At 71.6% G+C, this 25,829-nt stretch carries 27 protein-coding genes; 13 read left to right on the forward strand and 14 right to left on the reverse strand.

Annotation, left to right across the window (positions count from 1 at the left end; translation table 11 throughout):
- Positions 1-130: 130 nt before the first annotated feature.
- Positions 131-628: a winged helix-turn-helix transcriptional regulator gene (locus QWZ14_RS14610; protein ID WP_290317447.1), complete on the forward strand. Its 498-nt coding sequence runs from the start codon at positions 131-133 to the stop codon at positions 626-628.
- Positions 621-1,964: an MATE family efflux transporter gene (locus QWZ14_RS14615; RefSeq protein ID WP_290317448.1), complete on the forward strand. Its 1,344-nt coding sequence runs from the start codon at positions 621-623 to the stop codon at positions 1,962-1,964. The genes QWZ14_RS14610 and QWZ14_RS14615 overlap by 8 nt, the downstream gene beginning before the upstream one ends.
- A 6-nt stretch (positions 1,965-1,970) precedes the next feature.
- Here QWZ14_RS14615 and QWZ14_RS14620 read toward each other — a convergent pair whose 3' ends face one another.
- The 8 genes from QWZ14_RS14620 to QWZ14_RS14655 form a co-directional block, all read right to left on the reverse strand.
- A complete protein-coding gene (locus QWZ14_RS14620; RefSeq protein ID WP_290317450.1) occupies positions 1,971-2,933 on the reverse strand; it encodes a tripartite tricarboxylate transporter substrate binding protein in 963 nt (320 codons plus the stop codon).
- On the reverse strand, positions 2,930-3,964 hold the full coding sequence (locus QWZ14_RS14625; protein WP_290317451.1) for an NAD-dependent epimerase/dehydratase family protein: 1,035 nt from the start codon (positions 3,962-3,964) through the stop codon (positions 2,930-2,932). Before QWZ14_RS14625 ends, QWZ14_RS14620 begins: the two co-directional genes overlap by 4 nt.
- Positions 3,965-4,038: 74 nt before the next feature.
- On the reverse strand, positions 4,039-4,638 hold the full coding sequence (locus QWZ14_RS14630; RefSeq protein ID WP_290317452.1) for a metal-dependent hydrolase: 600 nt from the start codon (positions 4,636-4,638) through the stop codon (positions 4,039-4,041).
- A gap of 101 nt (positions 4,639-4,739) precedes the next feature.
- Positions 4,740-5,747, reverse strand: a complete 1,008-nt coding sequence (locus QWZ14_RS14635; RefSeq protein ID WP_290317453.1) for a methyltransferase — start codon at positions 5,745-5,747, stop codon at positions 4,740-4,742.
- 27 nt (positions 5,748-5,774) lie between these two features.
- Complete coding sequence (locus QWZ14_RS14640; protein WP_290317454.1) at positions 5,775-6,398, reverse strand: HD family hydrolase; 624 nt, start codon at positions 6,396-6,398, stop codon at positions 5,775-5,777.
- Complete coding sequence (locus QWZ14_RS14645) at positions 6,399-7,154, reverse strand: MBL fold metallo-hydrolase (RefSeq protein ID WP_290317455.1); 756 nt, start codon at positions 7,152-7,154, stop codon at positions 6,399-6,401.
- A gap of 74 nt (positions 7,155-7,228) precedes the next feature.
- Positions 7,229-7,888, reverse strand: a complete 660-nt coding sequence (locus QWZ14_RS14650) for an arylsulfatase (protein ID WP_290317456.1) — start codon at positions 7,886-7,888, stop codon at positions 7,229-7,231.
- Positions 7,889-7,894: 6 nt separating this feature from the next.
- The gene (locus QWZ14_RS14655; RefSeq protein WP_290317457.1) at positions 7,895-8,353 is read right to left on the reverse strand and encodes a hypothetical protein; all 459 of its coding nucleotides are present in this window, start codon (positions 8,351-8,353) and stop codon (positions 7,895-7,897) included.
- Between the two features lie 122 nt (positions 8,354-8,475).
- Between QWZ14_RS14655 and QWZ14_RS14660 the strand changes: the two genes are divergently transcribed.
- A complete protein-coding gene (locus tag QWZ14_RS14660; protein WP_290317458.1) occupies positions 8,476-9,429 on the forward strand; it encodes a 3-hydroxyacyl-CoA dehydrogenase family protein in 954 nt (317 codons plus the stop codon).
- A 41-nt stretch (positions 9,430-9,470) separates the two neighbouring features.
- Here QWZ14_RS14660 and QWZ14_RS14665 read toward each other — a convergent pair whose 3' ends face one another.
- Complete coding sequence (locus tag QWZ14_RS14665) at positions 9,471-10,643, reverse strand: M20 aminoacylase family protein (RefSeq protein WP_290317459.1); 1,173 nt, start codon at positions 10,641-10,643, stop codon at positions 9,471-9,473.
- Positions 10,644-10,714: 71 nt separating this feature from the next.
- On the opposite strand from QWZ14_RS14665, the gene glpK reads away from it, so the two are divergent.
- Genes glpK through QWZ14_RS14685 form a run of 4 tightly spaced genes read left to right on the forward strand, consistent with a single transcriptional unit; the run spans position 10,715 to position 15,230 of the window.
- Positions 10,715-12,229, forward strand: a complete 1,515-nt coding sequence (glpK, locus tag QWZ14_RS14670; RefSeq protein ID WP_290317460.1) for a glycerol kinase GlpK — start codon at positions 10,715-10,717, stop codon at positions 12,227-12,229.
- Positions 12,226-13,602, forward strand: a complete 1,377-nt coding sequence (locus QWZ14_RS14675) for an acyclic terpene utilization AtuA family protein (protein ID WP_290317461.1) — start codon at positions 12,226-12,228, stop codon at positions 13,600-13,602. The genes glpK and QWZ14_RS14675 overlap by 4 nt, the downstream gene beginning before the upstream one ends.
- The gene (locus QWZ14_RS14680) at positions 13,599-13,928 is read left to right on the forward strand and encodes an AtuA-related protein (RefSeq protein WP_290317462.1); all 330 of its coding nucleotides are present in this window, start codon (positions 13,599-13,601) and stop codon (positions 13,926-13,928) included. The genes QWZ14_RS14675 and QWZ14_RS14680 overlap by 4 nt, the downstream gene beginning before the upstream one ends.
- Before the next feature lie 30 nt (positions 13,929-13,958).
- Positions 13,959-15,230 (forward strand): family 1 glycosylhydrolase, encoded by a 1,272-nt coding sequence (locus QWZ14_RS14685; protein WP_290317463.1) that lies wholly within the window; start codon positions 13,959-13,961, stop codon positions 15,228-15,230.
- Here the strand turns inward: QWZ14_RS14685 and QWZ14_RS14690 are convergent.
- From QWZ14_RS14690 to QWZ14_RS14700, 3 genes are read right to left on the reverse strand one after another with little or no spacing between them, the layout of a single operon-like run.
- Positions 15,202-16,146 (reverse strand): SMP-30/gluconolactonase/LRE family protein, encoded by a 945-nt coding sequence (locus QWZ14_RS14690; RefSeq protein WP_290317464.1) that lies wholly within the window; start codon positions 16,144-16,146, stop codon positions 15,202-15,204. The two genes, QWZ14_RS14685 and QWZ14_RS14690, sit on opposite strands and share 29 nt — an antisense overlap.
- A 55-nt stretch (positions 16,147-16,201) precedes the next feature.
- A complete protein-coding gene (locus QWZ14_RS14695) occupies positions 16,202-16,636 on the reverse strand; it encodes a CBS domain-containing protein (RefSeq protein ID WP_290317465.1) in 435 nt (144 codons plus the stop codon).
- A 27-nt stretch (positions 16,637-16,663) separates the two neighbouring features.
- Positions 16,664-17,671, reverse strand: a complete 1,008-nt coding sequence (locus QWZ14_RS14700; RefSeq protein WP_290317466.1) for an SMP-30/gluconolactonase/LRE family protein — start codon at positions 17,669-17,671, stop codon at positions 16,664-16,666.
- A gap of 115 nt (positions 17,672-17,786) precedes the next feature.
- On the opposite strand from QWZ14_RS14700, the gene QWZ14_RS14705 reads away from it, so the two are divergent.
- From QWZ14_RS14705 to QWZ14_RS14730, 6 genes are all read left to right on the forward strand, one after another.
- Positions 17,787-19,475: an acyl-CoA dehydrogenase family protein gene (locus tag QWZ14_RS14705; protein ID WP_290317467.1), complete on the forward strand. Its 1,689-nt coding sequence runs from the start codon at positions 17,787-17,789 to the stop codon at positions 19,473-19,475.
- Positions 19,472-20,236: a 2-keto-4-pentenoate hydratase gene (locus QWZ14_RS14710; RefSeq protein WP_290317468.1), complete on the forward strand. Its 765-nt coding sequence runs from the start codon at positions 19,472-19,474 to the stop codon at positions 20,234-20,236. Before QWZ14_RS14705 ends, QWZ14_RS14710 begins: the two co-directional genes overlap by 4 nt.
- A gap of 24 nt (positions 20,237-20,260) precedes the next feature.
- Entirely contained in the window at positions 20,261-20,896 is a 636-nt protein-coding gene (locus QWZ14_RS14715; protein WP_290317469.1) for a TetR/AcrR family transcriptional regulator, read from the forward strand.
- A gap of 114 nt (positions 20,897-21,010) precedes the next feature.
- Positions 21,011-22,177, forward strand: a complete 1,167-nt coding sequence (locus QWZ14_RS14720) for a Gfo/Idh/MocA family protein (RefSeq protein WP_290317470.1) — start codon at positions 21,011-21,013, stop codon at positions 22,175-22,177.
- Positions 22,178-22,180: 3 nt separating this feature from the next.
- Complete coding sequence (locus QWZ14_RS14725; protein WP_290317471.1) at positions 22,181-23,338, forward strand: dihydrodipicolinate synthase family protein; 1,158 nt, start codon at positions 22,181-22,183, stop codon at positions 23,336-23,338.
- Positions 23,335-24,153, forward strand: a complete 819-nt coding sequence (locus tag QWZ14_RS14730; protein ID WP_290317472.1) for a sugar phosphate isomerase/epimerase family protein — start codon at positions 23,335-23,337, stop codon at positions 24,151-24,153. The genes QWZ14_RS14725 and QWZ14_RS14730 overlap by 4 nt, the downstream gene beginning before the upstream one ends.
- On the opposite strand, the gene QWZ14_RS14735 is transcribed toward QWZ14_RS14730, so the two are convergent.
- Positions 24,125-24,577 carry a GNAT family N-acetyltransferase gene (locus QWZ14_RS14735; RefSeq protein ID WP_290317473.1) on the reverse strand — a complete coding sequence of 151 codons (453 nt, stop codon included), beginning with the start codon at positions 24,575-24,577 and terminating at the stop codon, positions 24,125-24,127. The two genes, QWZ14_RS14730 and QWZ14_RS14735, sit on opposite strands and share 29 nt — an antisense overlap.
- Positions 24,574-25,821 carry an alpha/beta fold hydrolase gene (locus tag QWZ14_RS14740; RefSeq protein ID WP_290317474.1) on the reverse strand — a complete coding sequence of 416 codons (1,248 nt, stop codon included), beginning with the start codon at positions 25,819-25,821 and terminating at the stop codon, positions 24,574-24,576. The genes QWZ14_RS14735 and QWZ14_RS14740 overlap by 4 nt, the downstream gene beginning before the upstream one ends.
- Positions 25,822-25,829: the final 8 nt, after the last annotated feature.

Below are 25,829 nucleotides of genomic sequence, written 5' to 3' on the forward strand. Positions count from 1 at the left end.
TCAAAGGCCTGGCTCGCCGGACTTTAGCCGGTTTGAGCCGAATTGAGCGGATTTGAGCCGAATTGATCCAGCTTGCATATCGCAAGCCAGGGTGCTTGCATGATGCAAGTCATCCGGGATCCCGCCCGCCATGGTCCGTACCGATTTCACCCGGATGCGCTGCCCCGTCGCCCGCTCCATGGCGGTGCTGGGCGAACGCTGGGCCATGCTGGTGCTGCGCGAATGCTTCTACGGCACCACCCGCTTCGACGAATTCGAGCGCAACCTCGGCATCGCCCCGAACATCCTGGCCGCCCGGCTGCGCGAACTGATGGCGCATGGCCTGCTGGCCAAGACCCCCGCCGGCTCCGGCCGGCACGACTATATTCTGACCGAGCAGGGCCGCGACTTCTTCCCCGCCTATGTCGCGCTGAAGGGCTGGGCGGACCGCTGGATGACTGGTCCCGAGGGCCCGCCGGTGGTGCTCGAGGACCGGGTCACCGGCCAGCCGGTCCTGCCCAGCCCCGTCCTCTCCTCGGCCGGCACGCCGCTGCGGCCGGAGGATGTCCGCGTCCTGCCCGGCCCCGGCGCCGGCCAGGCCATCCGCACCCGCTTCACCCCGAACCCGGCGGATCCCGACCATGGCTGATGGCACCGCCGTCCTGGCGCCCACCCCGCTCGGCACCCTGCTGCGCCGCGTCTGGACCCTGGCGGCGCCCACCACCGCCGTCTCCGCCATCCAATCCGCCTGCCAGCTGGTGGAGCCCGTCCTGGCCTCCCGCCAGGGCACCGCGGCGCTGGCCGGCTGGGCGGTGGTGTTGCCCTTCGCCCTGCTGATGCAGCAGATGTCGGCCGGCGCTATGGGCGGCGGCGTGGTCTCGGCCATCGCCCGGACGCTGGGCGCCGGCCGCCGGGAGGAAGCCTCGGCGCTGGTCCTGCATGCGCTGGTCATCTCCATCGGCTTCGCCCTGGCCTTCATGCTGCTGCTGGCCGGCTTCCCGCATGAAATCCTCGGCGCCATCGGCGGGCCGGAGGTGGCCGCGGCCGCCGCCTCCTACTGCGCCTGGCTCTTCGGGGCCGGGGCCATCCCGGCCTGGCTGGCGAATACCCTCGCCTCGGTGCTGCGCGGCGGGGGGCGGCATGCGCTGGCCTCCCGCGTGCTGCTGCTCGCCTGGCTCGGCTATCCGCCGCTGGCCTGGGCGCTGATGGAGCCGGCCGGGCTGGGGCTGAAGGGCGCCGGCATCGCCTTCGCGGTGATGATGACGGCGGCCAGCATCGGCATGGCCGCGGTGGTGCTGGCCGGGGGCGCCGGCTTCACGCCGACGCTCCGGGTGAAGCTGCAGGCGACCCTCTTCTCCCGCATCCTCTCGGTCGGGCTGGTCGCCTGCGCCATGGCGACCATCGCCAACCTCACCACCATCCTGGTCACCGCCCGCATCGCCGCCTATGGGGCGACGGCGGTGGCCGCCTATGGCGTCTCGGCGCGGATCGAATTCCTGATGGTGCCGCTGGCCTTCGGCGTCGGCTCGGCGCTGACCGCGCTGGTCGGCCGCGCGGTCGGCGGCGGGGACTGGGTGACGGCGCGGCGCACCGCCTGGGCCGGCGGGCTGATGGCGCTGGGCGTGACCCTCGTCGTCGGCGTCTTCGTCTCGGTCTTCCCCGGCTTCACCGCGGCGGCCTTCAGCGACGACCCGGCGGTGGTCGAGATCGCGACCCAGGCGCTGGCGGTCATCGGCTTCGCGCTGCCCGGCTTCGGCGTCGGCATGGCGCTGTACTTCGCCAGCATGGGCGCGGGGCGGATGCTCTGGCCCGCCGTCGCCGCGCTATCCCGCATCACCCTCGCGGTCGGCGGCGGCTGGGTGCTGGGGGATTGGCTGGGCATGGGGTTGCAGGGGCAGTTCATCGCCGTCGCGCTCGGCATCAGCGCCTATGGCATCGTCACCGCCCTGTCGGTCCGGCCGGGGGTCTGGTCCCCCCGGCCGTGACCCAGGCTACCTGTTCACCCAGGGCGTGCGCTGCCACAGCCCGCGGTAATCCGCCTCCTGCCGCCGCAGCCGGGTGAACCAGGCCTCGCCCGGCTCGTAGGCCGGCTCGGTGAAGCGGGATTCCAGCGCCTTGACGAATTCGGGGTCGCGGGCGATCTCCTCCGTCACCTCGCGCAGCTTGCCGAGGATGCCGGCCGGTACCCCCGCCGGCGCCACCACCCCGCGCTCGGAGGCCATCTCCACCGGATAGCCGAGCTCCTTCAGCGTCGGGATGTCGCGGCCGAAGCGGCTGCGGCTGGCTCCGCCCTGGGCCAGGATGCGGAAGCCGTCCGGCGTCGCGGTGACGGCGCCGAGGTTGAGGCCCATGAGGTCGACCTGGCGGCTCAGCACCGCCGTGCGCAATTGCGGATCGCCGGCGAAGACCACATGCGTCAGCCGCACGCCGGTGAGTTCCTGCAGCAGCACCAATTGCAGGTGGTCGTCGGTGCCGATGCCCGGCGAGGCGAAGGTGATCGTGTCGGGTGCCGCCCGCGCCGCGTCGATCACGTCCTTCAGCGTCCTGTACTTGCTGTCGGCATGGGCGGTGATGGCGCTCGGGTCGGTCACGAGGTTGGCGATGGGGGCGAAGCTATCCAGCTTGAACTGCGCCGTCCGTTCGATCGGGATGGTGAGCAGGCCGGGGAAATTCGTGGTGCCCAGCGTATGGCCATCCGGCTTGGCGCGCGCGGTGGCGCCCAATGCAAGCTCGCCGCCCGCGCCGGTGCGGTTGGTGATGACGACGGTGCCGCCGAGCTTCTGCTCCAGCGCCCGGCCATAGGTGCGGGCATCGAGGTCGGTGCCGCCGCCGGCGCTGAAGCCGACCAGGATCTCGATGGGACGGTCGGGGAAGCGCGCGGTCTGCGCCAGCGCCGGGGCGAAGGCGGGTGCTGCCAGCGCCGCACCCAGCAGCGTGCGACGGGAGGTGCTCATGCGCCCTTCCCCTCGTTGCCGTCGCGCCATTCGATCAGCCGGCGCAGGCCCTCGCGCATGTCGACTTCCGGCGCCCAGCCGATGGCATCCTTCGCCGCCTCATGCGCGATGCGGAAGGCGCCGCCGGAGGTCAGCCGCACCTTGCCGTCGCTGCCGACGAACTCCGGCTTGGCGCCGCCGCCGGCCAGCTCGGTCACCAGCTCGACCAGCTGCAGGGTGGTCACCGGCGCCGGGCCGGAGGTATTCACCGCGACATCGGTCGCCGCACTCTCGAAGGCCATGCGGTTGGCCCGCGCGAGGTCGCCGACATAGACGAAATGCTTGGTCTCGGAGCCGTCGCCGAAGACCTGCGGCGCCTCGCCGCGCTTCACCCGGTCGATGGTCTCGATGATGTAGAGCGCATTGGCGGCGCGGTAGTGCTGGCGTTCGCCGTACACGGTCGAATAGCGCAGCACGACATAGTCCTGGCCCCACTTGCGGTAGGCGTCGCGGCAGAGCTGCTCGCCGATGATCTTGCTGGCGCCGTATAATATCGCGGCCGGCGGCGCGCCCACGCTGTGGAAGGGCGTGCTCTCCACCAGCTCGCCGGACACGCCGGGGCCGTAGCCGTAGGTGGCGTTGGAGGAGGCGAAGACCACCTTCGCCACCTTGTTGGCGCGGCAGGCCTCGAGCGCGTTCTGCACGCCGCGGATGTTCACGTCGAGCCCGCCCCAGGGGTCGCGGTCCATCGACAGGGTCATGTAGGCGGCGAGCTGCAGCACGCCGGCCGCGCCCTCGGTCACCCGCAGCAGGTCGGCCATGCGCATGACGTCGCCGCGCACCAGCTTGAGGCGCGGGTGGTCCTTCAGATGGGCGATGGCGGCTTCCGAGCCGAAGGCGAAATTATCGAAGAGCACCACTTCGGATGCGCCATGGTCCAGCAGCTCCGCGGCGGTGGCGGAGCCGACCAGGCTGGCCCCGCCGACGATGACGAAGCGGTTGCCGCTGATGGACACTGCGGCGGAGCCGCTGCTGGAGACGGAGGCGGACATGCGGTTTCAACTCCCGAAATTTCTTGGCCGCATCCAAGCGCCTCCGGCGTCCCAGGCCAAGGGGCCGGGCCGGATTATCCGCGGGCGCCGCGCGGCGACTGGTCCGCCAGGTTGCGCTTCGGCGGCCGCGGCGGGCGCGCCGGCGGCAGCGGCAGCGCCTCGCACTGCCAGCAGAAGCCGAGCTTCTCCAGCGCCGCCCGCGGGTCCGGCCGGTCCGGCACGGTGGCCAGGGCGGCGGCGATCAGCAGGGCCACCACCAGCGGCTCGAAGGCCGAGCCGGTGCGGCAGACCGGCAGCGCCCAGGTGCCCTTGAAGGGCCAGGAGAGGCGCAGCCCGCCCGGCGTCAGCAGGTCGCCGGCGAGGTGGCTGAGGTAGCCGACCACCACCGGGGCGGCGAATTCCGCCGGCACCGCATGGTGCCGCAGCAGCCACCAGCAGCCGACCACGGCCAGCAGGGAATGGGTGATGCCGCGGTGCCCGAAGACGCCCGCCACCAGGTCGGAGACCGGCCGCAGCCGCTTGCCCACCCAGGATTTCGGGTGGTCCACATCGGGCAGCAGCCCGCCGAGCGCCGCCAGCCCCAGGGCCAGCGGCGCCAGCGCCGGCTGGCCGAAATGGGGCGCGGCAGCCATCCAGGCGGCGGCGCCCAGGGCAACATGGGAGCCCGCCATCATGGCGTGCGGCGTCCTGTCCGAGAGTGCTGGAACGAAGCTTCAAGATTCCAGCCTAAGCTGCGGATTGTCCACTGTTTTTGCCGGACGATCCGCGTTCGGCGCTATTTGATGCCGATGGCCATCGAATAGGGCCCCTGCAAGGGCTCCACCCGGGCCTCGCGGAAGCCGGCCTGCAGCATCCAACCTCTGCAGTCGGCGCCGGTGTAGTCGAAGCCGCCGGGCGTCTCGATCAGCATGTTGAGGCTCATCAGCAGGCCGAAGGCGTTCTCCCGCCTGTCGTCGTCGATCATCCCGTCATAGACGACCAGGGCGCCGCCCGCGGGCAGGGCGGCATGGGCGCGGCGCAGCAGCTCCAGCTTCTGCGCCGCGTCCCAGTCGTGCAGGACATGGCCCATGACCAGCACCTCGGCGCCCGGCATGGGCTGGGCGAAGAAGTCGCCGGGGATGAAGCGCATGCGGTCCTCGAGTCGCTGCTCCCGCGCGAAGGCCTCGAACACCGGCTGGACCGGCGGCAGGTCGAAGCCGATGCCGGTCAGGTGCGGATGCGCCCGCAGGATCTCGGCCAGACACCCGCCCTGGGCGCAGCCGATGTCGGCGACCGTCCGCCGCCCCGCCCAGGGGAAGGCGCGGGCGATGGCGGCGGCATTCGGGCGGCTCACCCCCGTCATCGCGCCGAGGAAGCCGGCGAGCACATCGGGATCGGCATAGATCGCCTGGAAGGGATCGGGGCCGCCGTCGCGCGCCTCGTTCTGCGGCCGGCCGCTGCGCAGCGCCTCGGTCAGCCGGCCCCAGAAGGGGTAGAGCCGGGCATTCGCCATCTCCAGCAGGCCGCCGACATAGCCGGGGCGGCCGCGCACCAGGAAGGCGGCGCCCTCCGGCGTATTGGCGTAGCGGCCTTCGGCGTCGCGGCCGAGCATGCGCAGCGCCACCAGCGCATCGAGGAAGTCGCGCAGTGCGCGCGGATGCAGCCCGCAACGCGCGCCGATGGCCGCGGCCTCCTGCGGCCCGGCCTCCTCGAGCATGGTGAAGAGGCCGAGCTCGACCGCGCTCAGCAGCGCCTTCGATCCCCAGAAGCCCAGGCCGAGCTGCAGGATCGCGTCAGGGGTCATGCCATCCTCCTCCGTTGCGGAGGCAGCCTAGACCGAGCTCAGCGCCAGCGCCGCCAGGAATCGTTCGGCGGCCAGCTCCGGCGGCCAGGGGCGCCAGGCCTCGCCGCCATAGACCGGGACCAGCGGGTCCTGCTCCATGACGCCGGCGCGGATGCCGAGGGTCCCGCGCACCTCGTCCCGGGTCCAGCCGGCGACATGCACCGCCTCGGCCGCGGCCATGGCGATGTCGCAGGCCTTGTGGGCGCGCTTCTCCGCCGCGGTCCAGGGCGGCAGGCCGTAGCGGAGCGCGACGACCTCCTGCAGGCGGGATTGCAGCGCGGCGAAGCCGGGGCCGAGGAAGGGCTTCAGCGGCGAGATGCAGTCGAAGTTGATGAGGCCTTCCTCGGCGTCATGCAGCAGCTCCCGCCGTGCCTGGTCCGCGCTCAGCGGGCCGCGCCCGCGCCGCAGCGCCAGCACCGCCAGCGAATGCTGCGCGACCGAGAGCGGCGCGCCGGGCCAGATGGAATGGCCGCCCCAGCGGAAGGTGCGGGACAGGCCGATGGCGAGGTCCTCCTCCGACCAGTCGAAGGCGGTGGGGGAGAGCAGGTCGAGCCGGCGGCCGGAGGGCAGCCGGATCCAGGCGCGCGACGGCGGCGTGGCCCTTGGCGCCATTCAGAAGCGCGGCTCGGTGATGTCGAATTCCTGGCAGACCTCGAGGTCCTCGGAGAACCACGCCTTGATGCCGGCGCGGCGCTGGCCGATGAACTCGGGCCGCCCCGCGTCATCGAGCCGCATGGTCAGGTCGTGGCCGGGGATGAGCAGGGTGCCCGGCACCTGCCGCCACAAGGACCAGATGCGGTCGAGGCTGGCGCGGCTGGCGGCGGCATCCATGGTCATGTCGGTCGCCAGCGAGAGCATCTCGGCACGGTTCTTCGCGGCATCGCCGCTGAACACCACGGGGAAGTCGTTGCCCTCGAGCCGGTAGACCAGGCAGCCCGGGGTATGGCCGGGGCAGAGATGCGCGGTGAAGCCATCGAGGAACTGCTCGCCGTCTTCCAGCAGGTGCAGCTTCGGGTGCCTCGCCAGGTCGGCGACGTAGAGCTCGGGCAGCGGGTTGAAGCCGGCGGGGACGCCGGTGGCCCAGTCCATCTCGACCCTGCCGATCCAAACGGCGGCATTGGGGAAGAGCGTGTAGTTCACCGAGTGGTCCCAATGGGCATGGGTGAGGACCACGTCGGTGACCGCCTCCGGCGCGACGCCGGCGGCGGCGAGCTGCTTGCCGAATTCGGGGCGGACGGCGAAGGCGCCGACGTCGATGAGGATGGTGCGGTCATGGCCGCGCAGCAGGGCGATGGTGCTCCAGCCCAGGCCGCCGTGGCAGAGCGACTTGCCGGGATAGCCCTGGATCAGCACGTCGATCCGGTACATGGCGCTTTCCTTCCTGGTTCGCCGCAGCCTCGGGGCGCCGCCGGGCCGCGTCAATCCGGGAGGCCTCGGCGGCGCTACCGCGCCAGCAGCGCCTTCAGCCTGCGCACCGCGCTGTCCGGCGTGGTGAAGACCGGGCGGGCGGTCGTGGCCTCCACCATCGGCGCCACGCGGGCGAGGCTGAACTGGGCGACGGCGACCACGTCGCACTTCGCCAGGGACCGGGCGGCGACGCCGGCGAGGCGGTCGTGCTCCGCCGCATCGCCGGCATCGAGCGCGGCGAGCGAGCCGGTGGCGAGCTGGCAGACCACCTCCACGTCATCCGGGAATTCGGCCGGCATGGTGTCGAGCGTCGGCTGGAAGCTGGCGAGCAGGCCGATGCGCGGGCGGCGCCCGGCCGGGGCGAGGCGGCGGGCCTCGGCCACGGCCTCGTCGATCATCGCCTCGTTCGGCTTCAGCACCGGCATCCCCGCCTGTTCCGCAGCCACCGCGTCGATGCAGGGGCCGAAGGCGGAGCAGGTGAAGAGGATGCCCTGCGCCCCGGTGCCCACGGCATAGCGCGAGAGGGTGAGGAAGCGCTCGGTCATCGCCTGGTCGAGCGCGCCCTGCCGCGCGAGATCGGCAGAGAGGCTGTCGTCCAGCAGGTTCATCAGCACCGCCTCCGGCCAGGCGCGGGCGAAGGCGGCCTCGATCGGCGGCGGGGAATGGCGGAGGGCGTGGATCAGGGCGATGCGCATCGGCGCCTAGACCTTCGTGCAGCGCCGCAGCGGCGAGGAGAATTCGTTGCAGCCGGGGAAGACGATCTCGTCCGGGCCGCGGCGTTCGACCCGCAGCATGTTGGGATTGCCGCCGCAGCCGAAGCCGGCATCGGGCGGCATGCGGGCGCCGAGCGGGCCCTGGAGGGGCTGCAGCGGGGTGAAGCGGAACTCGAGGCCATCGGGCTGCAGCGCCACGGTCTCGATGGTTCGCTGGCGATAGGCGGTGTCGAGCGACGTCGCCCGCATCACCAGGTCGCGGGTGAAGATGACGGTGGGGCTGCCGAAGCAGGCCGGGCTGTCCCAGTCGTTCGGCGGGTAGAGGCCGCCGGTCCAGGACCCGAAGACCCATTCATGCGGCGGCCCCTGGCGGTTCTGCGCCCAGGCCGCGGAAGCGACGAAAGGCGCGGCCAGCGGCAGCGTGAGAAGCAGGGCCCGACGCCGCATGCGGATAATCCTCCAGACAGGGTGGGAAGGCTTGTAGCGCGCCTCGCGGCCGAAGCCCAAGGGGTGCCGCCGACCGCGCCGGGAGCGTAACCTGCCGGCCGAACCACGGGAGAGGGCGGATCATGGCAGGCGAAACATCCGGACCGGCGGGCCAGGCGGTGCCGAGCAAGGCGGCGGTGATCGGCTTCGGGCTGATGGGCTGCGATATCGCGGCGATCTTCCTCGCGGGTGGCTGGCGGGTGACGGCGGTGGAGCCGGACCGGGCGAGCTGGCCGGCGCGGCTGGACCGCGTCGCGGCCTCGCTGTCGCAGCTCGGCGCCGGGGCCGCCCGGGTGGAGGCGCTGGACCTGGTGGCCTCGCTCGAGGACGTCGGCTTCGGCGACGTCGCCGTGGTGGTCGAGGCGGTGCCGGAGCGGCTGGAGATGAAGCGGGCGGTCTTCGCCGCGCTCGATACGATGGTGCCGGCGGGGGTGCCGATCGCCAGCAATGCCTCGGGCTTCCGCATCACCGATATCAGCGAGGGCTGCGCGACGCGGGAGCGGATGGCGAACCTGCATTTCTTCCTCCCCGCGCATCTGGTGCCCGGCGTCGAGGTGGTGCGGGGCGAGCATACCGACCCTGCCGTGTGCGACCGGCTGGCCGAGATCATGGAAAGCCTGGGCCGCGTCGCGATCCGGGTGGCGCGGGACGTGCCGGGGTTCCTCGCCAACCGCATCCAGCATGCGATGGTGCGGGAGGCCTTCAACGCGATCGACGAGGGGCTGGCGAGCGCGGAGGATGTGGACAAGGCGGTCCGCTACACCTTCGGCATGCGCTTGATGGGGGCGGGGCCGATCCTGCAGAAGGAGCTGGCCGGGCTGGAGACGCAGCTCGCCGCGGCGACCACCATCTACCCGAGCCTGAGCACGCGGGATTCCCCCGGACCGACGCTGCGCAAGCTGGTGGCCGAAGGCAAGCTCGGCCCCAAGACCGGCCAGGGCTTCTGGGCCTGGACGCCGGAGAGCACCGCGGCCGCCAAGGCGAAGTACGAAGCGATGCTGCTCGCCGCCCTGGCGCTGCTGAAAGCTGATAAATAGATGAGGGGGCTCGGGGGAGAATACCTTCTCCCCCGACCTTCCTAGCCGCGCGGCATCTCCTGCTCGACCAGCGCCGCGAAGTAGCTGGCGCCGACCGGCAGCATGTCGTCGTTGAAGTCGTATTTCGGGTGGTGCACCGGCACGCCGCCCTTGTCGGCGCCCTTCTGGCCCATGAAGACGAAGGCGCCGGGGCGGGCGTTCAGCATGAAGCTGAAGTCCTCGGCGCCCATCACCGGCGGGCGGTCGGTGTGGACGCGGGCCTCGCCCATCACCCGGGCGGCGGCGCGGGCGGCCCGGGCGGCTTCCTCCGGGTGGTTCACCGTCGGCGGGTAGCGGCGGGTGTAGGTCACCTCGGCGGTGGCTTCGTGCGCAGCGGCCGTATTGGTGGCGACCTGGGCGATGAGGCGTTCCATCTGGTCCCGCACCTCGGGCAGCAGGGTGCGGACGGTACCCTTCAGCTCGGCGAATTCGGGGATGACGTTGCCGGCGGTGCCGGCGTGGAACTGGGTGATGCTGAGCACCGCGCTGTGCAGCGGGTCGATGCGGCGGGCGACGAGGGCCTGCAGCGCGACCAGCACATGGGCGCCGACCATCACCGGGTCGATGGCGAGGTGCGGCTTGGCGGCATGGCCGCCGATGCCGCGGATGGTGATGGCGATGCCGTCGGACGCCGCCAGCACCGGCCCCGCCACCGCCGAGCATTCGCCGAGCGGCAGGCTCGGGTCGTTGTGGATGCCGTAGACCTGGTCGCAGGGGAAGCGCTCGAACAGGCCTTCCTCGACCATGACGCGGCCGCCGCCGCCGCCTTCCTCCGCCGGCTGGAAGATGAAGTTCACCGTGCCGTCGAAGCGGCGGGTCTCGGCGAGGTATTTCGCGGCGCCGAGCAGGGTGGCGGTATGGCCGTCGTGGCCGCAGGCATGCATGCGGCCGGGCACCGTGGAGGCGTGCGGGGCGCCGGTCATCTCCTCCATCGCCAGGCAGTCCATGTCGGCGCGGAGGCCGATGCTGGCGCCGCCGCTGCCGTTCCGCAGCACGCCGACCAGGCCGGTGGCGGCGATGCCGCGATGTACCTCGATGCCCCATTCCGCCAGCCTGGCGGCGACGAAGTCGCTGGTGCGGCGCTCCTCGAAGCCCAGTTCCGGGTGGCGGTGGAGGTCCTGGCGCCACTCGGTCATCTCGGGGGCGAAATCGGCGATGCGGTTGATGATGGGCATGCGGGCATCCTGGTTGCGATCCGCCCCAGGATGCCCTTGCCAGGGCGCTTGTCGAGGGGGAGGCTCCGGTCATGGGAAACGTCCTGCTGGCCCTCGATCAGGGCACCACCTCCACGCGCGCCATCGTCTTCGGGCCGGAACTGCTGCCGATCGCCACGGCGCAGCAGGAATTGCCGCAGCATTTCCCCAGCCCCGGCTGGGTGGAGCATGAGCCGGAGGATATCTGGCAGGGTGCGCTCACGGTGCTGCGGGGGGCGATGGGATCCGCGGGGGTGGAGGCGCGGCAGGTCGCCGGCATCGGCATCACCAACCAGCGGGAGACGGTGGTGCTCTGGGAGCGCGCCAGCGGCCGGGCGGTGCACCGGGCCATCGTCTGGCAGGACCGGCGGACGGCGGAGGCCTGCGCCACGCTGCGCGAGACCGGGCAGGAGGCGCTGATCTCGGCCCGGACCGGTCTGCTGGCGGACCCCTATTTCTCCGCCACAAAGCTGGCCTGGCTGCTGGACCGGGTGCCGGGCGCGCGGGCCCAGGCCGAACGCGGGGAGCTGGCCTTCGGGACGGTGGATTGCTTCCTGCTGTGGCGGCTGACCGGCGGCCGGGTGCATGCGACGGACGCGACCAATGCGGCGCGGACGCTGCTGTTCGACATCACCCGCGGCGCCTGGGACCCGGAGCTGCTGCGGCTGTTCGACATCCCCGCGGCGATCCTGCCGGAGGTGCGGGATTGCGCGGCGGAGTTCGGCATGACCGAGCCGGAGATCCTCGGCGCGCCGGTGCCGATCCGCGGCATGGCGGGGGACCAGCAGGCGGCGACGCTGGGGCAGGCCTGCTTCGCGCCGGGGATGCTGAAATCCACCTATGGCACGGGGTGCTTCGCGCTTCTGAATACCGGCGACGTGCCGGTCTTCTCCAAGCACCGGCTGCTGACGACCATCGCCTGGCAGCTCGGCGGCAAGCGGACCTATGCGCTGGAGGGCGCGATCTTCATCGCCGGCGCGGCGGTGCAGTGGCTGCGGGACGGGCTCGGCATCATCGGTACCGCGGCGGAGACGGGGGCGCTGGCGGCCCAGGCCGATCCGGCGCAGCAGGTCTATCTCGTGCCGGCCTTCGTCGGGCTCGGCGCGCCCTGGTGGGATGCCGAGGCGCGGGCGGCGATCTTCGGCCTCACCCGCAACAGCGGCCGCGCCGAGATCGCCCGCGCCGCGCTGGAGAGCGTCGCCTTCCAGACGCGCGACCTGCTGGATGCGATGCGGGCGGATTGCCCGGACATGGGCCAGATGGTGCTGCGGGTCGATGGCGGCATGGTCGCCAGCGACTGGACGATGCAATTCCTGGCCGACGTGCTGGGCGCGCCGGTCGACCGGCCGAGCGTGATGGAGACGACGGCGCTGGGCGCGGCCTGGCTGGCCGGGTTCCAGGCGGGGATGTTCCCCGGCCCCGGCGCGGCCAGCACGCATTGGCGGCTGGAACGGCGCTTCCTGCCGCGGATGGCGGCGAGCGAGGCGACACGGCGGCACGATGGCTGGCTGGATGCGGTGCGCCGCACCCGCAGCGATGCCGTGCATGGCACGAGGAGCAACGGATGACTTTCCTGGTGGGCAACGGCGGCGGCTTCTCCGGCGACCGGGTCGATGCGCCGATCCCGGTGGTGCGCAGCCTGATGGCGCGCGGGCTGCCGGCGGCGATGTTCTTCGAGACGCTGGGCGAGCGCACCGTGGCGCTGGCGCAGCTCGAGCGCCGGCGCGACCCGGAGCTGGGCTACGAGCCGATGCTGGAGCGGCTGCTGGAGCCGATCCTGGCGGATTGCTTCCGGGCGCGCATCCCGATCCTCGGCAATTTCGGCGCGGCCAACCCGCCGGCGGCGGCGCGGCTGGTGGCGCGGCTGGCGCTGCGGCTGGGGCTGCCGGATCTGAAAATTGCGGTCGTGGGCGGCGACGACGTGATGGGCAGCATCGCGCTGGACCAGCTGCCGGTGCATGAGGCGGATGGCAGCATCGACACCAAGTCGGCGCGGCTGGTCGCAGCCAATGCCTATATCGGCGCGGAGCCGCTGGTGGAGGCGCTGCGGCTCGGCGCCGACGTGGTGGTCGCCGGGCGGACCTCGGACCCGGCGCTGGCGATCGCGCCGCTGGTGCACCACTTCGGCTGGTCCTTCGAGGATTGGGAGAAGCTGGCGGTCGGCGCGGCCTGCGGCCACCTGCTGGAATGCGGCAGCCAGGTGACGGGCGGCGTCTTCTGGGACCCGGGCTTCAAGGACATCCCGGACCCGGCGAATATCGGCTTCCCCATCGCCGAGGTGACGGCGGAGGGTGGGCTCATCATCACCAAGCCGGAGGACACCGGCGGGATCGTCGACCTGCGGACGATCAAGGAGCAGCTGCTCTACGAGTTGCACGACCCCGCGCACTACATCACGCCGGATGTGGTGCTGGATATTTCCGGCTGCCATGTCGAGCAGCTGGGCAAGGATCGCGTGGCGATCCACGGGCTGCGCGGGCATCCGCGGCCGGAGACGCTGAAGGTGACGGCGAGCTTCGAGGGAAGCTGGCTGGGCGAGGGCGAGGTCTCCGTCGCCGGGCCGAATGCGCTGGCCCGCGCCAGGGCGACGGCCGATGTGCTGCTGCGGCGGCTGGAGATGCGCCAGCTCGGCGTCCGTGCGCGGGTCGACCTGATCGGCGTGGCCAGCGTGCTGGACAGCGACGACGGCGCGCTCTGGCGCGGCTATGAGGGGCCGGAACCGCCGGAGGTGCGGATCCGGCTGGCGGCCGAGGGGGCCGACCGCGACAACGTCGACCAGGCGGCGCGGGAGGTGCTGGCGATGCTCTGCTGCGGCACGGCGGGGACCGGCGGGGCGCGCTGGCGGCTGACGCCGCGCATCCTGACCCGCAGCTACCTGGTGCTGCGGGAGCGGGTGCCGACCAGCGTGATGGTCCGCAGCGCAAGGGAGATGGTGGGATGAGCGAGACCCGGGAAGTGCCGCTGCACGCGGTCGCGCATGCCCGCGCCGGCGACAAGGGCAACCGCAGCAACATCTCGCTGATCCCCTATGATGCGGCGCTCTATCCGCTGCTGGCCGCGCAGGTGACGGAGGCGCGGGTGCTGGCGCTGTTCGCGCACCGGGGGGCGACGCGCTGCACCCGCTACGACCTGCCGGAATTGCAGGCCTTCAACTTCGTGATCGACGACGTGCTGGAGGGCGGGGTGAACGGCAGCCTCAACCTCGACGGCCATGGCAAGACGCAGAGCTTCCGCCTGCTGTCGCTGACGGTGACGATCCCGGCCTGAACTGCGGCCGCGGTCCGGCGTTGCGGTGGCGTGACCTATTTCATGTTCGCCACCGGGATCGAGAACAGCAACCCGACCATCGACGGGGGGCGGGTGCGGCGCGACCAGATGGAGGAATGCGGGCACTACGCCCGCTGGAAGGAAGATTTCGCCCTGGTGGCGGAAATCGGCTGCGGCTTCTTGCGCATCGGGCCGCCGCTGCACCGGACGCTGCTGGCCGATGGGCGGCATGATTGGGAATACGCCGATCTGGCCTTCGCCGAGCTGCGGCGGCTGCAGATCGTGCCGATCGTCGATCTCTGCCACTTCGGCGTGCCCGACTGGATCGGCGATTTTCAGAACCCGGCCTTCCCCGCATTGTTCGCCGCCTACGCCCGCGCCTTCGCGGCGCGCTTCCCTTGGGTGCAGCTCTATACGCCGGTCAACGAGATGTACGTCACGGCGCTGTTCAGCGCCCGCTACGGCTGGTGGAACGAGCAGATGGCCTCCGACCGCGGCTTCGTCACCGCGCTGAAGCACCTGGCCAAGGCCAATGTCCTGGCGATGGAGGCGATCCTCGAGGTGCGGCCGGATGCGATCTTCATCCAGAGCGAATCCTCGGAGTATTTCCACGCCGACAGCCCGGCCGCCATCGGCCCGGCCGAGATCCGCAACGCCGAGCGCTTCCTGTCGCTGGACTTGAACTACGGCCGGCGCGTCGATTCCGAGATGTACGACTACCTGCTCGACAACGGCATGACGCGGGAGGAGTACCGCTTCTTCATGAGCCACCGGCTGAAGCGCTGGTGCATCATGGGCAACGACTACTACGTCACCAACGAGCATCTGGTCTCGGCCGACGGCAATACGCGGGCGGCGGGGGAGATCTTCGGCTATGCGACCATCACCCGGCAGTACCACGACCGCTACCGCCTGCCGGTGATGCATACCGAGACCAACCTGGTCGAAGGGCCGACGGGGACGGAATCCGTGCAGTGGCTGTGGAAGCAATGGGCCAACGTGCTGCGCGTCCGCAACGACGGCATGCCGGTGGTCGGCTTCACCTGGTATTCGCTGACCGACCAGATGGATTGGGACACCGCGCTGCGGGAGAGGAATGGCCGGGCGAACCACCTCGGCCTGTTCGACCTCGACCGCAAGATCCGCCGGGTCGGCTCAGCCTACAAGAAGCTGATCGCCGATTGGCGGGATGTGCTGCCGGCCCAGAGCCTGTGCCTGCAGGTGCCGGTGCAGATGCTGAAGGAGCGTGACGGCTGGCCGGAAGGTGAGGGGACTAGCCCCCCGCCACTCCCTGCGTATTGACGTAGAGCGCGAACAGCGACTGCGCCGCCGACATGAACAGCCGGTTGCGGTGGCGGCCGCCGAAGGTGAGGTTGGCGCAGCGTTCCGGCAGGTGGATGTGGCCGATGGGAAGGCCCGCCTTGTTGATGACGCGGACGCCGTCGAGCTCCGGCGTCATGCCCCAGCCGCACCAGAGGTTGCCGTCGATGTCGACGCGGAAGCCGTCCGGCGTTTCGCTCGGGCCGCATTCGTAGAAGACGCGGCGGTTGGACAGCGTCGTGCCGGCGCAGTCGAAGGCGAGGATGTTGCGCGGGCTGCTGCGGCTCTCGATGATGTAGAGAATGCTCTCGTCGGGGCTGAAGGCGAGGCCGTTCGGGTGGTCGACGTCATCGGCGACGCAGGTGAGGGCGCCGGTCTGGCCATCGATGCGGTAGACGTTGGTATGCGGCAGCTCGGCCTCGAGCTTGATGCCCTCGTAGAAGGCGTAGGTGCCGAAGGGCGGGTCGGTGAACCAGATGGACCCGTCGCTCTTGCAGATGACGTCGTTCGGGCTGTTGAGCCGCTTGCCCTGGTAGCTGTCGGCCAGCACCGTGGTGCTGCCGTCGTACTCGAAGCGCAGGATGCGCCGGCCGGCGTGCTCGCAGGCGATGATGCGGCCCTGGCGGTCCCGGGTATGGCCATTGGCGTTGTTCGAGGGCTTCTGCCATTCGCTGACGGCGCCGGTGGTCTCGTCCCATTTCAGCACGCGGTTGTTCGGGATGTCGGACCACAACAGGCAGCGGGTGTCGCCGAGCCAGACCGGGCCCTCGCCCCAGCGGGAGCCGGTCCAGAGCCGCTCCACCGCCGAGAGCGCCAGGTGGTACTGCCTGAAGGAGGGGTCGAGCGCGACGATGGACGGGTCGGGGTAGCGCTCGCTCGGCTGCCAGCGGTCGGTCATGGTGTGTCTGCCCCCAGGTGATGGGCGTGATCCTGCCGGGGCGGGGCGGCAGCGTCTAGCCGGGGCGCCGCACCGCGGCCTTCAGCAGTTCCAGGTCGCGCTGGTGCATGGTGATGCGGTGCTTCACCAGGTCACGGATGCTGACGATGCCGGCCAGCTCGCCGCCGTCCATCACCGGCAGGTGGCGGAAGTAGCCGGCGTCCATGATCTCCATCGCATGGTCGATCGAGGTCTGCATGGTCACGGTCGTGACCTGGCGGGTCATCAGGTCGCTGGCGGTGAGCTCGAGCGCCTTGGCGCCCTCCTTCGCCAGCGCCTTGACCACGTCCCGTTCGCTGACGATGCCGGCGAGACCGCCGTGGTCGGCCAGCACCATCACCGCGCCGATCCGGCGGGAGGAGATGATGGTGGCGATCTCCATGATGCTCGCCTCCGGGGCGACGGAGACGACGTTGCGGCCCTTCTCGCGGATGACGGCGGCGATGGTCATGATGCTTCTCCCTGGATCCTGGTTGGTTCAGCCCCCGGCCACGCCCTGGGTGTTCACGTAGAGGGCGTAGAGCGACTTGCTGGCCGGCATGAACAGGCGGTTGCGATGGCGGCCGCCGAAGGCGAGGTTGGCGCAGCGTTCCGGCAGGCGGATATGGCCGATCGGCGCGCCGTCCCGGTTCAGGATGCGGACGCCGTCCAGCGCCTCCGTCCCCATGCCCCAGCCGCACCAGAGGTTGCCGTCCACGTCGACGCGGAAGCCGTCCGGCGTCTCGCCATCCTTGGCCTGGTGGAAGATGCGGTTGTTGGACAGCCGGCCGCTGCCGGCATCGACGTCGAAGACCCGGATGACGCGGGGGAGGGCGGCGGCCTCGACGACGTAGAGCTTCCGCTCGTCCGGGCTGAAGGCGAGGCCGTTGGGGCGGTTGATCTCGCCGCTGGCGACCGCGACCTGGCCGGTGCGGCCGTCGACCCGGTAGATGTTGGTGGGCAGCTCCGGCTCGGCCCGCTCGCCCTCGTAGAAGCCGAGCACGCCGAAGGGCGGATCGGTGAACCAGATGGCGCCGTCGGAGGTCACCACCACGTCGTTCGGGCTGTTCAGCGGCTTGCCGTCGAAGCGGTCGGCGATGACGGTGATGCTGCCGTCGGGCTCGGTGCGGGTGACGCGGCGGGTCAGGTGCTCGCAGGTGATGAGGCGCCCCTGGCGGTCCCTCGTGTTGCCGTTGCTGTTGTTGGCCGGGGCGCGGAAGGTATCCACCTGGCCGGTGGCCTCGCTCCAGCGGAGCAGGCGGTTGTTGGGGATGTCCGACCAGATGAGGCAGCGCTGGTCGCCGAACCAGGCGGGTCCCTCGGACCAGCGGGCGCCGGTCCAGAGCCGCTCGACCGCGGCGAGCAGCAGCCGGTAGCGGCCGAAGCTGGGGTCGAGCACCTGGATGGCGGGATCCGGGTAGCGTTCGATGCCCTGGGCGAGAGCCGGGGCGGCCAGGGCGGCGCCGATCAGGCCGGTGCCCAGCAGGGCACGACGGGTCGCTGGCATTGGTTTCCTCCGCTGGCTTGGCGCCGAGCCTAGAGGCCCGGGCGGGCGGATCGCAACGACCTTGCGCGGGCCTCGGCACTAGCCTGGCACGGGCGAGGCGCGGCATGCTGCGGCCATGGACATCCTGCCGAGCCTGCATGCCCCGACCGGGGCCGCCGCCGTTCCCGACAGCCAGGGGCTGAACCTCTACCGGGCCGATCCCTGGCTGGCGCCGCTGCTCGGCCTCTATCTGCCGGCCGACCTGCTGGCGCATCTGGCGCCGCACCTCGACCGGATGGGGGCGCTGGCGGGGGGCCGGCTGGATGCGCTGGCCGGGATCGCCGACCGGAACGGGCCGGTGCTGGTGCATCGCAACCGGCGCGGCGAGGATGCCCAGGCCATCGACTACCACCCGGCCTACCGGGAGCTGGAGCGGGTGGCCTTCGCCGAATTCGGGCTGGCGGCGATGTCGCACCGGGGCGGCGTGCTGGGCTGGCCGCGGCCGATGCCGCCGGCGGCGAAATACGCACTCAGCTATCTGTTCGTGCAGGCGGAGTTCGGCCTCTGCTGCCCGCTGTCGATGACCGATGCGCTGGCCCGCACCCTGCGGCGCTTCGGCGACCCCGAGCTGGTCGCGCGCTACCTGCCAGGGCTGATCGAGACCGACCTCGATGCGCTGCGCCAGGGCGCGATGTTCATGACCGAGCAGGGGGCGGGCTCCGACATCTCGGCCACCGCGGTGCTGGCCGAGCCGCGCGAGGATGGCAGCTGGGCGCTGAGCGGGGACAAGTGGTTCTGCAGCAATGCCGATGCGGGGATGGCGCTGGTGCTGGCGCGCCGCGCCGGGGGGCCGGCGGGGCTGCGCGGCGTCTCGCTCTTCCTGCTGCCGCGGGAGCGGCCGGATGGGACGCCGAATGCCTATCGGATCGTCCGGCTGAAGGAGAAGCTGGGGACGCGCTCCATGGCCTCGGGCGAGATCCGGCTGGAGGGGGCGATGGCCTTCCTGGTGGGGGAGCCGGAGGCGGGGTTCAAGCAGATGGCGGATATGGTCAATGCCTCCCGCCTGTCGAACGGGATGCGCGCGGCGGGGCTGATGCGGCGGGCGGTGACGGAGGCGATGTATGTCGCGCGGCGGCGCGTCGCCTTCGGCCGGACGCTGGTGGAGATGCCGCTGATGCGGCGGCAGCTCGGCAAGCTGGTGCTGCCGATGGAGCAGGCGCGCAGCATGGTCTTCCAGGTCGCCGAGGCGCTGCGGCGCAGCGACGCCGGGGAGGCGGGCGCCTATGCCCTGCTGCGCATCCTGACGCCGCTGCTGAAGTTCCGCGCCTGCCGCGATGCGCGGCGGGTGACGGGCGATGCGATGGAGGTGCGCGGCGGCTGCGGCTACATCGAGGAATGGGCCGACCCCCGGCTGGTGCGGGACAGCCACCTCGGCAGCATCTGGGAAGGCACCAGCAACATCGTGGCCCTCGACGTGCTGCGGGCGGCGCAGCGGGAGGGATCCCTGCCGGTGCTGCGGGCGCATGTGCATGGGCTGCTGGGCAATGGCGCGGCCTTGCCGGAGGCGCTGCCGGCCTTCGACCGGGCGGCGGCGCTGGCCTTGCGGGCGCAGGAGAATCCGGCCCTCGCCCGGCAGGCGGCGAGCGCGCTGTATCACGTGACCAGCGCCGCGGCGATGGCCTGGGAAGGCGAGCGGCTGGGCGATGCGGACCGGCGGGCGCTGGCGCGGCTGGTGCTGCGGCACCGGGTGCTGCCACGGGACCCGCTGGCGGATACCGACGAGGACCTGCCGGCCGGGATCCTGGCCAAGGCACTGGCGGCATGAGCACCTTCAGCTCCCTGGCGGATATCCTGGTCGCCGCCCGGCAGGAGGGGCGGCAGGTGGCGGCGGTGCCCGAGGCGCTGGTCCCGGCGGATGCGGATGCGGCCTATGCCGTCGCCGCCGAGGTGGCCGGGCGGCTGGGCTGGGCGCCGCTTGGCTGGAAGATCGCCGGGACGACGGAGGTGATGCGGGCGCGGCTGCGGATGCCGGAGCCGATCTTCGGCCGCAGCTTCGCGCCGTTGGTGATGGCGCCGGCCGTCTTCGATCATGCGGCGCTGCTGGACCCGATCGTGGAGGCCGAGTTTTTCGTCCGGCTGGCGGCCGACCTGCCGCCGCGCGACGCGCCCTGGACCGAGGCGGAGGTGGCCGGCGCAGTGGCGGCGGTCCATGCCGGCGTAGAGGTGGCGGAGTGCCGCTTTCCCGCTGCGGCGCTGCCGCATTTCACCGCCGTGCTGGCGGATGGCAGCGGCAACGGGCGCTACGTGCTCGGGCCGGAGATCATCGGCGGCGACCTGGCGGCGATGCCGGTGGACGTCGCGGTGGATGGGATGGTGCGGCGGCGCGGCTCCGGGGCCGAGGTGATGGGGCACCCGCTGCGGGCCCTGGCCTGGCTGGCGAACCGGCTGCCGCGCGCCGGGAGTTTCCTACGCGCCGGCGAATGGGTGAGCACCGGGACGGCGAGCGGGATGCTGGCGCCGCGGCCGGGCAATCTGGTGAGCGTGCGTTTCGGCGACCTGCCGGCGCTGGAGATCCGCTTCCGATGAGTGGCGCCGGGCCCGAGGCTGGGCATGGACGGGTCTAGTCCTGCGCTATCCCCGCGCGCCGCGGCGACGCGGCAGCGCATCCTCGATGCGGCGCTGGGCGAGTTCGCCGCGAAGGGGCTGGCCGGGGCGCGGGTCGACGAGATCGCGCTGCGGGCCGGCGCCAACAAGCGGATGCTCTACGCGCATTTCGGCAGCAAGGAGGAGCTCTGGCTGGTGGTGCTGGAAGGCGCCTATGCCGCCAAGCGGGCAGAGGAGCGGGCACTGCAGGTGGATGCGCTGCCACCGGCGGCGGCGATGCAGCGGCTGGTGGAGTTCAACCTGCGCTACACGGCGGCGCACCCGGAATTCGTGGCGCTGCTGAACCAGGAGAATATCCACCGGGCGGCCTACCTGAAGCGCTCGGCGCAGGTGCCGGCGCTGTATTCGCCGCTGCTGGAGCAGATCCAGGCGGTGCTGGAGCGGGGGGTGGCGACAGGGATCTTCCGCGCGGGCGTCGATCCGATGCAGCTCTACGTGACCATCCTCTCGCTCGGGCATTTCTACCTGGCGAATATCCATACCCTCTCGACCATCTTCGGCGCCGGGCTCGGGACCGAGGCGGCCCTGCGCGCGCGGGAAGCGCATGGCGTGGCGGTGGTGCTCGGCTATCTCCGACCTTGACTCGGGGTGCTGCCGGCGCAGAGTAACCAGGCAGTTACCACTGGCCGGCGGGTGGCGTGATCCACGTGAAACACTTCGTGCGGGGCCGGGTGCGCCAACAGGGAGGAGGCAAGAATGGCGGAACGCCGCATCGGCATCATCATGAACGGCGTGACCGGCCGCATGGGGACCAACCAGCATCTGATCCGGTCGATCGCCGCCATCCGCGCCGACGGCGGGGTGCGGCTGGCCAATGCCGACCGGCTGATGCCCGACCCCATCCTGGTCGGCCGCAACCGGGCAAAGCTGGAGGCGCTGGCCGCGGCGCATGGCGTGGCGCGGGTGAGCACCGACCTCGATGCCTGCCTGGCGGATCAGAAGGACGAGCTGTTCTTCGATGCGGCGACGACGCAGCTCCGGGCCGGGCTGGTCGAGCAGGCGATCGCCGCGGGCAAGCATATCTATGTCGAGAAGCCGACGGCGGATAACCTCGGCGATGCGCTGCGGGTGGCCAGGCTGGCCAAGGATGCAGGCATCAAGCACGGGGTGGTGCAGGACAAGCTGTTCCTGCCGGGCCTCCGCAAGCTGAAGCTGGTGATCGACAGCGGCTTCCTCGGCCGCATCTGCGCGGTGAAGGGCGAGTTCGGCTACTGGGTCTTCGAGGGCGACCTGCAGCCGGCGCAGCGACCTTCGTGGAACTACAAGGCGGCCGAGGGCGGCGGCATCATCCTCGATATGCTCTGCCACTGGCGCTACGTGCTGGACAACCTCTTCGGCGCGGTGGAGGCGGTGAGCTGCCTCGGCGCGACGCATATCCCCGAGCGCATCGGCGAGGACGGCAAGCCCTATACCGCCGATGTGGATGATGCGGCCTATGCGACCTTCCAGCTCAAGGGGGCCAATGGGGACAAGATTATCGCGCATATCAATTCGAGCTGGGTGACGCGGGTGCGGCGGGACGACCTGGCGACCTTCCAGGTGGATGGCACCCATGGCAGCGCCATCGCCGGGCTGCAGAAATGCTGGACGCAGAGCCGCGTCGCCACGCCGAAGCCGGTCTGGAACCCCGACGTGCCGCAGCCGATCGACTTCTTCGCCGGCTGGCAGGAGGTGCCGAACAGCCAGGACTACCCCAATGGCTTCCGGGTGCAGTGGGAGATGTTCCTCCGCTACCTCGCCGGCGAGACCGCCAGCTTCCCCTGGGACCTGATGGCGGGGGCGAAGGGCGTGCAGCTCGCCGAGGCCGGGCTGCGGAGCTGGCGGGAGCGGCGCTGGATCGACCTCCCGGCGCTGGAGGGCTGAGCCATGCCGGTCATCAACCTGCCGAAGGGCGATCGGATCGAGGCCTTCACCACCAGCGCGCCGCGGGTCTTTCCCAGGGCGACGCCGCCATTCCCTCGGGTCGCGCTGGCGGCGGCGCATGTGGTGGCGGATTCGCTGGCGGAGCAGGACCCCTGGCTGGATGCCAAGGTCGACTGGGACCGCACCATCGCCTTCCGCCGGCACCTCTGGTCGCTCGGCCTCGGCGTGGCGGAGGCGATGGATACGGCGCAGCGCGGCATGGGCCTCGACTGGGTGGCGGCGCAGGAACTGATCCGGCGCAGCCTCGACGCGATGCAGGACATGCCGGGCGCAGTGATGGCGAGCGGGGCGGGGACCGACCATCTGGCGCCGGGGCCGGAGGTGACGGTGGACGACGTGATCCGCGCCTATGAGGAACAGTGCGAGGCGATCGAGCGGATGGGCGGGCGCATCATCCTGATGGCCTCCCGCGCCCTGGCCAAGGCGGCGCGGTCGCCGGCGGATTACGAGCGGGTCTATGCCCGCATCCTCGGCGGCGTGGCGCAGCCGGTCATCATCCATTGGCTGGGGGAGATGTTCGACCCGGCGCTCGATGGCTACTGGGGCAGCGGCGACCACTACCAGGCCATGGAGACGGCGCTGGCGGTCATCGCGGCCAGCGCCGCCAAGGTGGATGGGGTGAAGATCTCGCTGCTGGACAAGGAGAAGGAGATCGCCATGCGGCGGCGCCTGCCCGGCGGCGTGCGCATGTACACCGGCGACGACTTCAATTACGCCGAGCTGATCGCGGGCGATGTCCAGGGCCATTCGGATGCGCTGCTCGGCATCTTCGACCCGATCGCGCCGGCGGTGGGCGGCGCGCTTGCGGCGCTGTCGCACGATGACCTGGCGCAGTTCCACGCCATCCTGGCGCCGACGGTGCCGCTCAGCCGGCACATCTTCCGGGCGCCGACCCGCTTCTACAAGACCGGCGTGGTCTTCATGGCCTGGCTGAACGGGCACCAGGGGCATTTCACGATGGTGGGCGGGCAGCAATCGACCCGCAGCATCCAGCATCTGTCCGAGCTGTTCCGGCTGGCGGATGCGGCGGGGCTGCTGGCCGACCCGGAGATGGCCGTCGCGCGCATGAAGTCGCTGCTGGCGACGCAGGGCGTGGCGTGAGCGCGCCGGGACCGCTGTCCCTCAACACCGTCACGGTGCGGGACCGCTGGAGCCTCGCGCAATGCATCGAGGGCTGCGCGCGGCATGGCATCCCCGGCATCTCGCCCTGGCGGGACAAGGTGGCGGAGCTGGGGGTGGCGCAGGCGGCGCGGCGGATCCGCGATGCGGGGCTCTTCGTCTCCGGGCTTTGCCGCGGCGGCATGTTCCCGGCGGCGGATGCGGCCGGGCGGCAGGCCGCCATCGAGGACAATTTGCGCGCCATCGAGGAGGCGCATGCGCTGGGCGCGGCCTGCCTCGTCGTGCTCGGCGGCGGCCTGCCGGCGGGGTCGAAGGATTTGCCGGGGGCGCGGGCGATGTTCCGCGACGGGCTGGCCGAAGTGCTGCCGGCGGCGCGAGCGGCGGGGGTGACCCTGGCGCTGGAACCGCTGCATCCGATGACCTGCGCGGACCGCAGCGTGCTGTCGACTTTGGGCCAGGCACTCGACCTCTGCGACGAATTCGGCGCGGGCGTCGGCATCGCGCTCGATGTCTATCACGTCTGGTGGGACCCGGACCTTGCCCGGCAGGTGGCACGCGCCGCGGGGCGGATCGCCGGCTTCCATGCCTGCGACTGGCTGGTGCCGACCAGCGACCTGGTCTTCGACCGCGGCATGATGGGGGACGGCGTCATCGACATCCCGGCGATCCGGGCGATGGCGGAGGCCGCCGGCTATGCCGGGCCCTGCGAGGTGGAGATCCTCTCCCGCCGCTGGTGGGCGGAGGACCCGGAGGCGGTGCTGCGGCTGGTCAAGGAACGCCACGCGACGGCGTGCTGAGGCGGCGCACCAGGCGTTCCTCCCCGGCCGGCGCCCAGCCGGCGGTTTGCCAGCCATGCGCGCGGTAGAAGCCCTGGGCCCGCAGGCGGCGATCGGCGCCGGTGAAGAGCCAGGCCTCGCGCCAGCCCTGGGAGGCCAGCCAGGATTCCACCAGGCGCAGCAGGGCGCGGCCGAGGCCGTGGCCCTCGTGGTCCGGATGGACGAAGAGGGCGAAGAGACTGCCGTCCTCGGCATCGGCGATGGCGAAGCCCTCCGCCGCGCCGGCGATCCAGCCGGCGGCGGTGGTGGCCAGCATTCCGGCAACGGCCGCTGGCGTGACGCCATTGGCCGCCAGCGCCTCCATGCTCATGGCATTCTCCCGGACCGCGAGGCGGATGGCGAAGAGCGCCGGGACATCCGCCGCCGTCGCCGCGCGCAGCCTCATGCGCGGGCGGCCATCGCCTCCAGCACCGGCAGCAGGTGCGGCTTCAGCGCCGGGTAGTTCTCGCTCATCGGGAAATGGCCGAGACCGGGCATGATGACCGCTGACGCGCCGGGGATGGCGGCGGCGGTGGCCCGCGTGTCCTCGGGCCGGCAGGAATAGTCGAACTCGCCGGTCAGCAGGGCGACGGGGCATTGCGCCGTGTCGATCTTCGCCAGCTTGGGGCGGAGGTCGCCTTCCTCGGCGTAGAAATGCAGGTCGCCGCGGAAGATGCCGGGGCCGCCCTGCATGTAGTGCCAGAGGGTTTCCCACTTCGCCGCCTCCGGCACGCCGGGGCCGACCAGGCCGGAGACCAGGGCGCCGCAGACCTCGCCGCCATGGATATGCGGGTGGTGCAGCACCGAGAGGTCGTAGTAGCTGCCGGTGAAGGCGCTGCCCTGCAGGCCGATGACGCCGCGCAGCGCCCCCGCATGCTCCGCCGCCAGGTCCAGCACGATGCGGCCGCCGATGGAGCAGCCCATGACGATGGGACGGTCGAGCCGCAGCGCCTCGATCATGCGCATGACGAGGCCGGTATAGCCGACGGTGGTCAGGCGGTACTCCTCGCTTTCCCAGCCCGGCGGCGGGCTGGACTTGCCGTGGCGCGGCATGTCGAAGGCGATGCAGCGGAAGCGGCGGGTGACGTCGGGGTCGTTCAGCAGGTCCCGCCACTGCCGTCCGTCGCTGCCGGCGGTGTGGAGCAGCAGCAGCGGCGTGCCCTCACCGGCTTCCTCGACATAGACGCGGTGCGGGCGGCCCTCGATGTCCATCCGCAGGTAGCGCCCGGTGATGGGCTCGACGCTGACCGCGCCGTAGGGGGCGGCGGGGGCGGCCACGGGCGCGAGGCGCTCGCCGAGCAGGGCGAGGGCGCCCTTGAACCACAGCAGGTGGGCGAAGAAGAGGGTGGTGTCGCCCTCGATGCGCAGCGCGCCCTGGCGGCGCAGCGCCAGCAGGTCGTGCCAACCGGGCTGCGGCACCGGCGCGAGGAAGCGGGCGAAACCCTCGGCCTCGATGCGCAGGGCCAGGGTGAAGCGGGGCATGACGAAGGGGCCGGGCTTCACAGTGGCGATCCGGCCCTCGTGCAGGCTGAGCAGCCAGGATCGGGGGCCGATCTCCAGCAGGACCTCGGCGGTCAGGTGGCGGCCCCAGCGGGGCAGGTCGGCCGCCGCGGCGACGCGGGCGGGCCAGGCTTCCAAGGCGCGATCCATGCGGGTTT

The organism is Paeniroseomonas aquatica (assembly GCF_030409335.1).
Lineage (GTDB): Bacteria > Pseudomonadota > Alphaproteobacteria > Acetobacterales > Acetobacteraceae > Belnapia > Belnapia aquatica.

Excerpts from the sequence above, each read along its gene's own strand:
- QWZ14_RS14610 (WP_290317447.1), top strand. The coding sequence starts at position 131 with ATGGTCCGTACCGATTTCACCCGGATGCGCTGCCCCGTCGCCCGCTCC.
- QWZ14_RS14615 (WP_290317448.1), top strand. The coding sequence starts at position 621 with ATGGCTGATGGCACCGCCGTCCTGGCGCCCACCCCGCTCGGCACCCTG.
- QWZ14_RS14620 (WP_290317450.1), bottom strand. The coding sequence starts at position 2,933 with ATGAGCACCTCCCGTCGCACGCTGCTGGGTGCGGCGCTGGCAGCACCC.
- QWZ14_RS14625 (WP_290317451.1), bottom strand. The coding sequence starts at position 3,964 with ATGTCCGCCTCCGTCTCCAGCAGCGGCTCCGCCGCAGTGTCCATCAGC.
- QWZ14_RS14630 (WP_290317452.1), bottom strand. The coding sequence starts at position 4,638 with ATGATGGCGGGCTCCCATGTTGCCCTGGGCGCCGCCGCCTGGATGGCT.
- QWZ14_RS14635 (WP_290317453.1), bottom strand. The coding sequence starts at position 5,747 with ATGACCCCTGACGCGATCCTGCAGCTCGGCCTGGGCTTCTGGGGATCG.
- QWZ14_RS14640 (WP_290317454.1), bottom strand. The coding sequence starts at position 6,398 with ATGGCGCCAAGGGCCACGCCGCCGTCGCGCGCCTGGATCCGGCTGCCC.
- QWZ14_RS14645 (WP_290317455.1), bottom strand. The coding sequence starts at position 7,154 with ATGTACCGGATCGACGTGCTGATCCAGGGCTATCCCGGCAAGTCGCTC.
- QWZ14_RS14650 (WP_290317456.1), bottom strand. The coding sequence starts at position 7,888 with ATGCGCATCGCCCTGATCCACGCCCTCCGCCATTCCCCGCCGCCGATC.
- QWZ14_RS14655 (WP_290317457.1), bottom strand. The coding sequence starts at position 8,353 with ATGCGGCGTCGGGCCCTGCTTCTCACGCTGCCGCTGGCCGCGCCTTTC.
- QWZ14_RS14660 (WP_290317458.1), top strand. The coding sequence starts at position 8,476 with ATGGCAGGCGAAACATCCGGACCGGCGGGCCAGGCGGTGCCGAGCAAG.
- QWZ14_RS14665 (WP_290317459.1), bottom strand. The coding sequence starts at position 10,643 with ATGCCCATCATCAACCGCATCGCCGATTTCGCCCCCGAGATGACCGAG.
- glpK (WP_290317460.1), top strand. The coding sequence starts at position 10,715 with ATGGGAAACGTCCTGCTGGCCCTCGATCAGGGCACCACCTCCACGCGC.
- QWZ14_RS14675 (WP_290317461.1), top strand. The coding sequence starts at position 12,226 with ATGACTTTCCTGGTGGGCAACGGCGGCGGCTTCTCCGGCGACCGGGTC.
- QWZ14_RS14680 (WP_290317462.1), top strand. The coding sequence starts at position 13,599 with ATGAGCGAGACCCGGGAAGTGCCGCTGCACGCGGTCGCGCATGCCCGC.
- QWZ14_RS14690 (WP_290317464.1), bottom strand. The coding sequence starts at position 16,146 with ATGACCGACCGCTGGCAGCCGAGCGAGCGCTACCCCGACCCGTCCATC.
- QWZ14_RS14695 (WP_290317465.1), bottom strand. The coding sequence starts at position 16,636 with ATGACCATCGCCGCCGTCATCCGCGAGAAGGGCCGCAACGTCGTCTCC.
- QWZ14_RS14700 (WP_290317466.1), bottom strand. The coding sequence starts at position 17,671 with ATGCCAGCGACCCGTCGTGCCCTGCTGGGCACCGGCCTGATCGGCGCC.
- QWZ14_RS14705 (WP_290317467.1), top strand. The coding sequence starts at position 17,787 with ATGGACATCCTGCCGAGCCTGCATGCCCCGACCGGGGCCGCCGCCGTT.
- QWZ14_RS14710 (WP_290317468.1), top strand. The coding sequence starts at position 19,472 with ATGAGCACCTTCAGCTCCCTGGCGGATATCCTGGTCGCCGCCCGGCAG.
- QWZ14_RS14715 (WP_290317469.1), top strand. The coding sequence starts at position 20,261 with ATGGACGGGTCTAGTCCTGCGCTATCCCCGCGCGCCGCGGCGACGCGG.
- QWZ14_RS14720 (WP_290317470.1), top strand. The coding sequence starts at position 21,011 with ATGGCGGAACGCCGCATCGGCATCATCATGAACGGCGTGACCGGCCGC.
- QWZ14_RS14725 (WP_290317471.1), top strand. The coding sequence starts at position 22,181 with ATGCCGGTCATCAACCTGCCGAAGGGCGATCGGATCGAGGCCTTCACC.
- QWZ14_RS14735 (WP_290317473.1), bottom strand. The coding sequence starts at position 24,577 with ATGAGGCTGCGCGCGGCGACGGCGGCGGATGTCCCGGCGCTCTTCGCC.
- QWZ14_RS14740 (WP_290317474.1), bottom strand. The coding sequence starts at position 25,821 with ATGGATCGCGCCTTGGAAGCCTGGCCCGCCCGCGTCGCCGCGGCGGCC.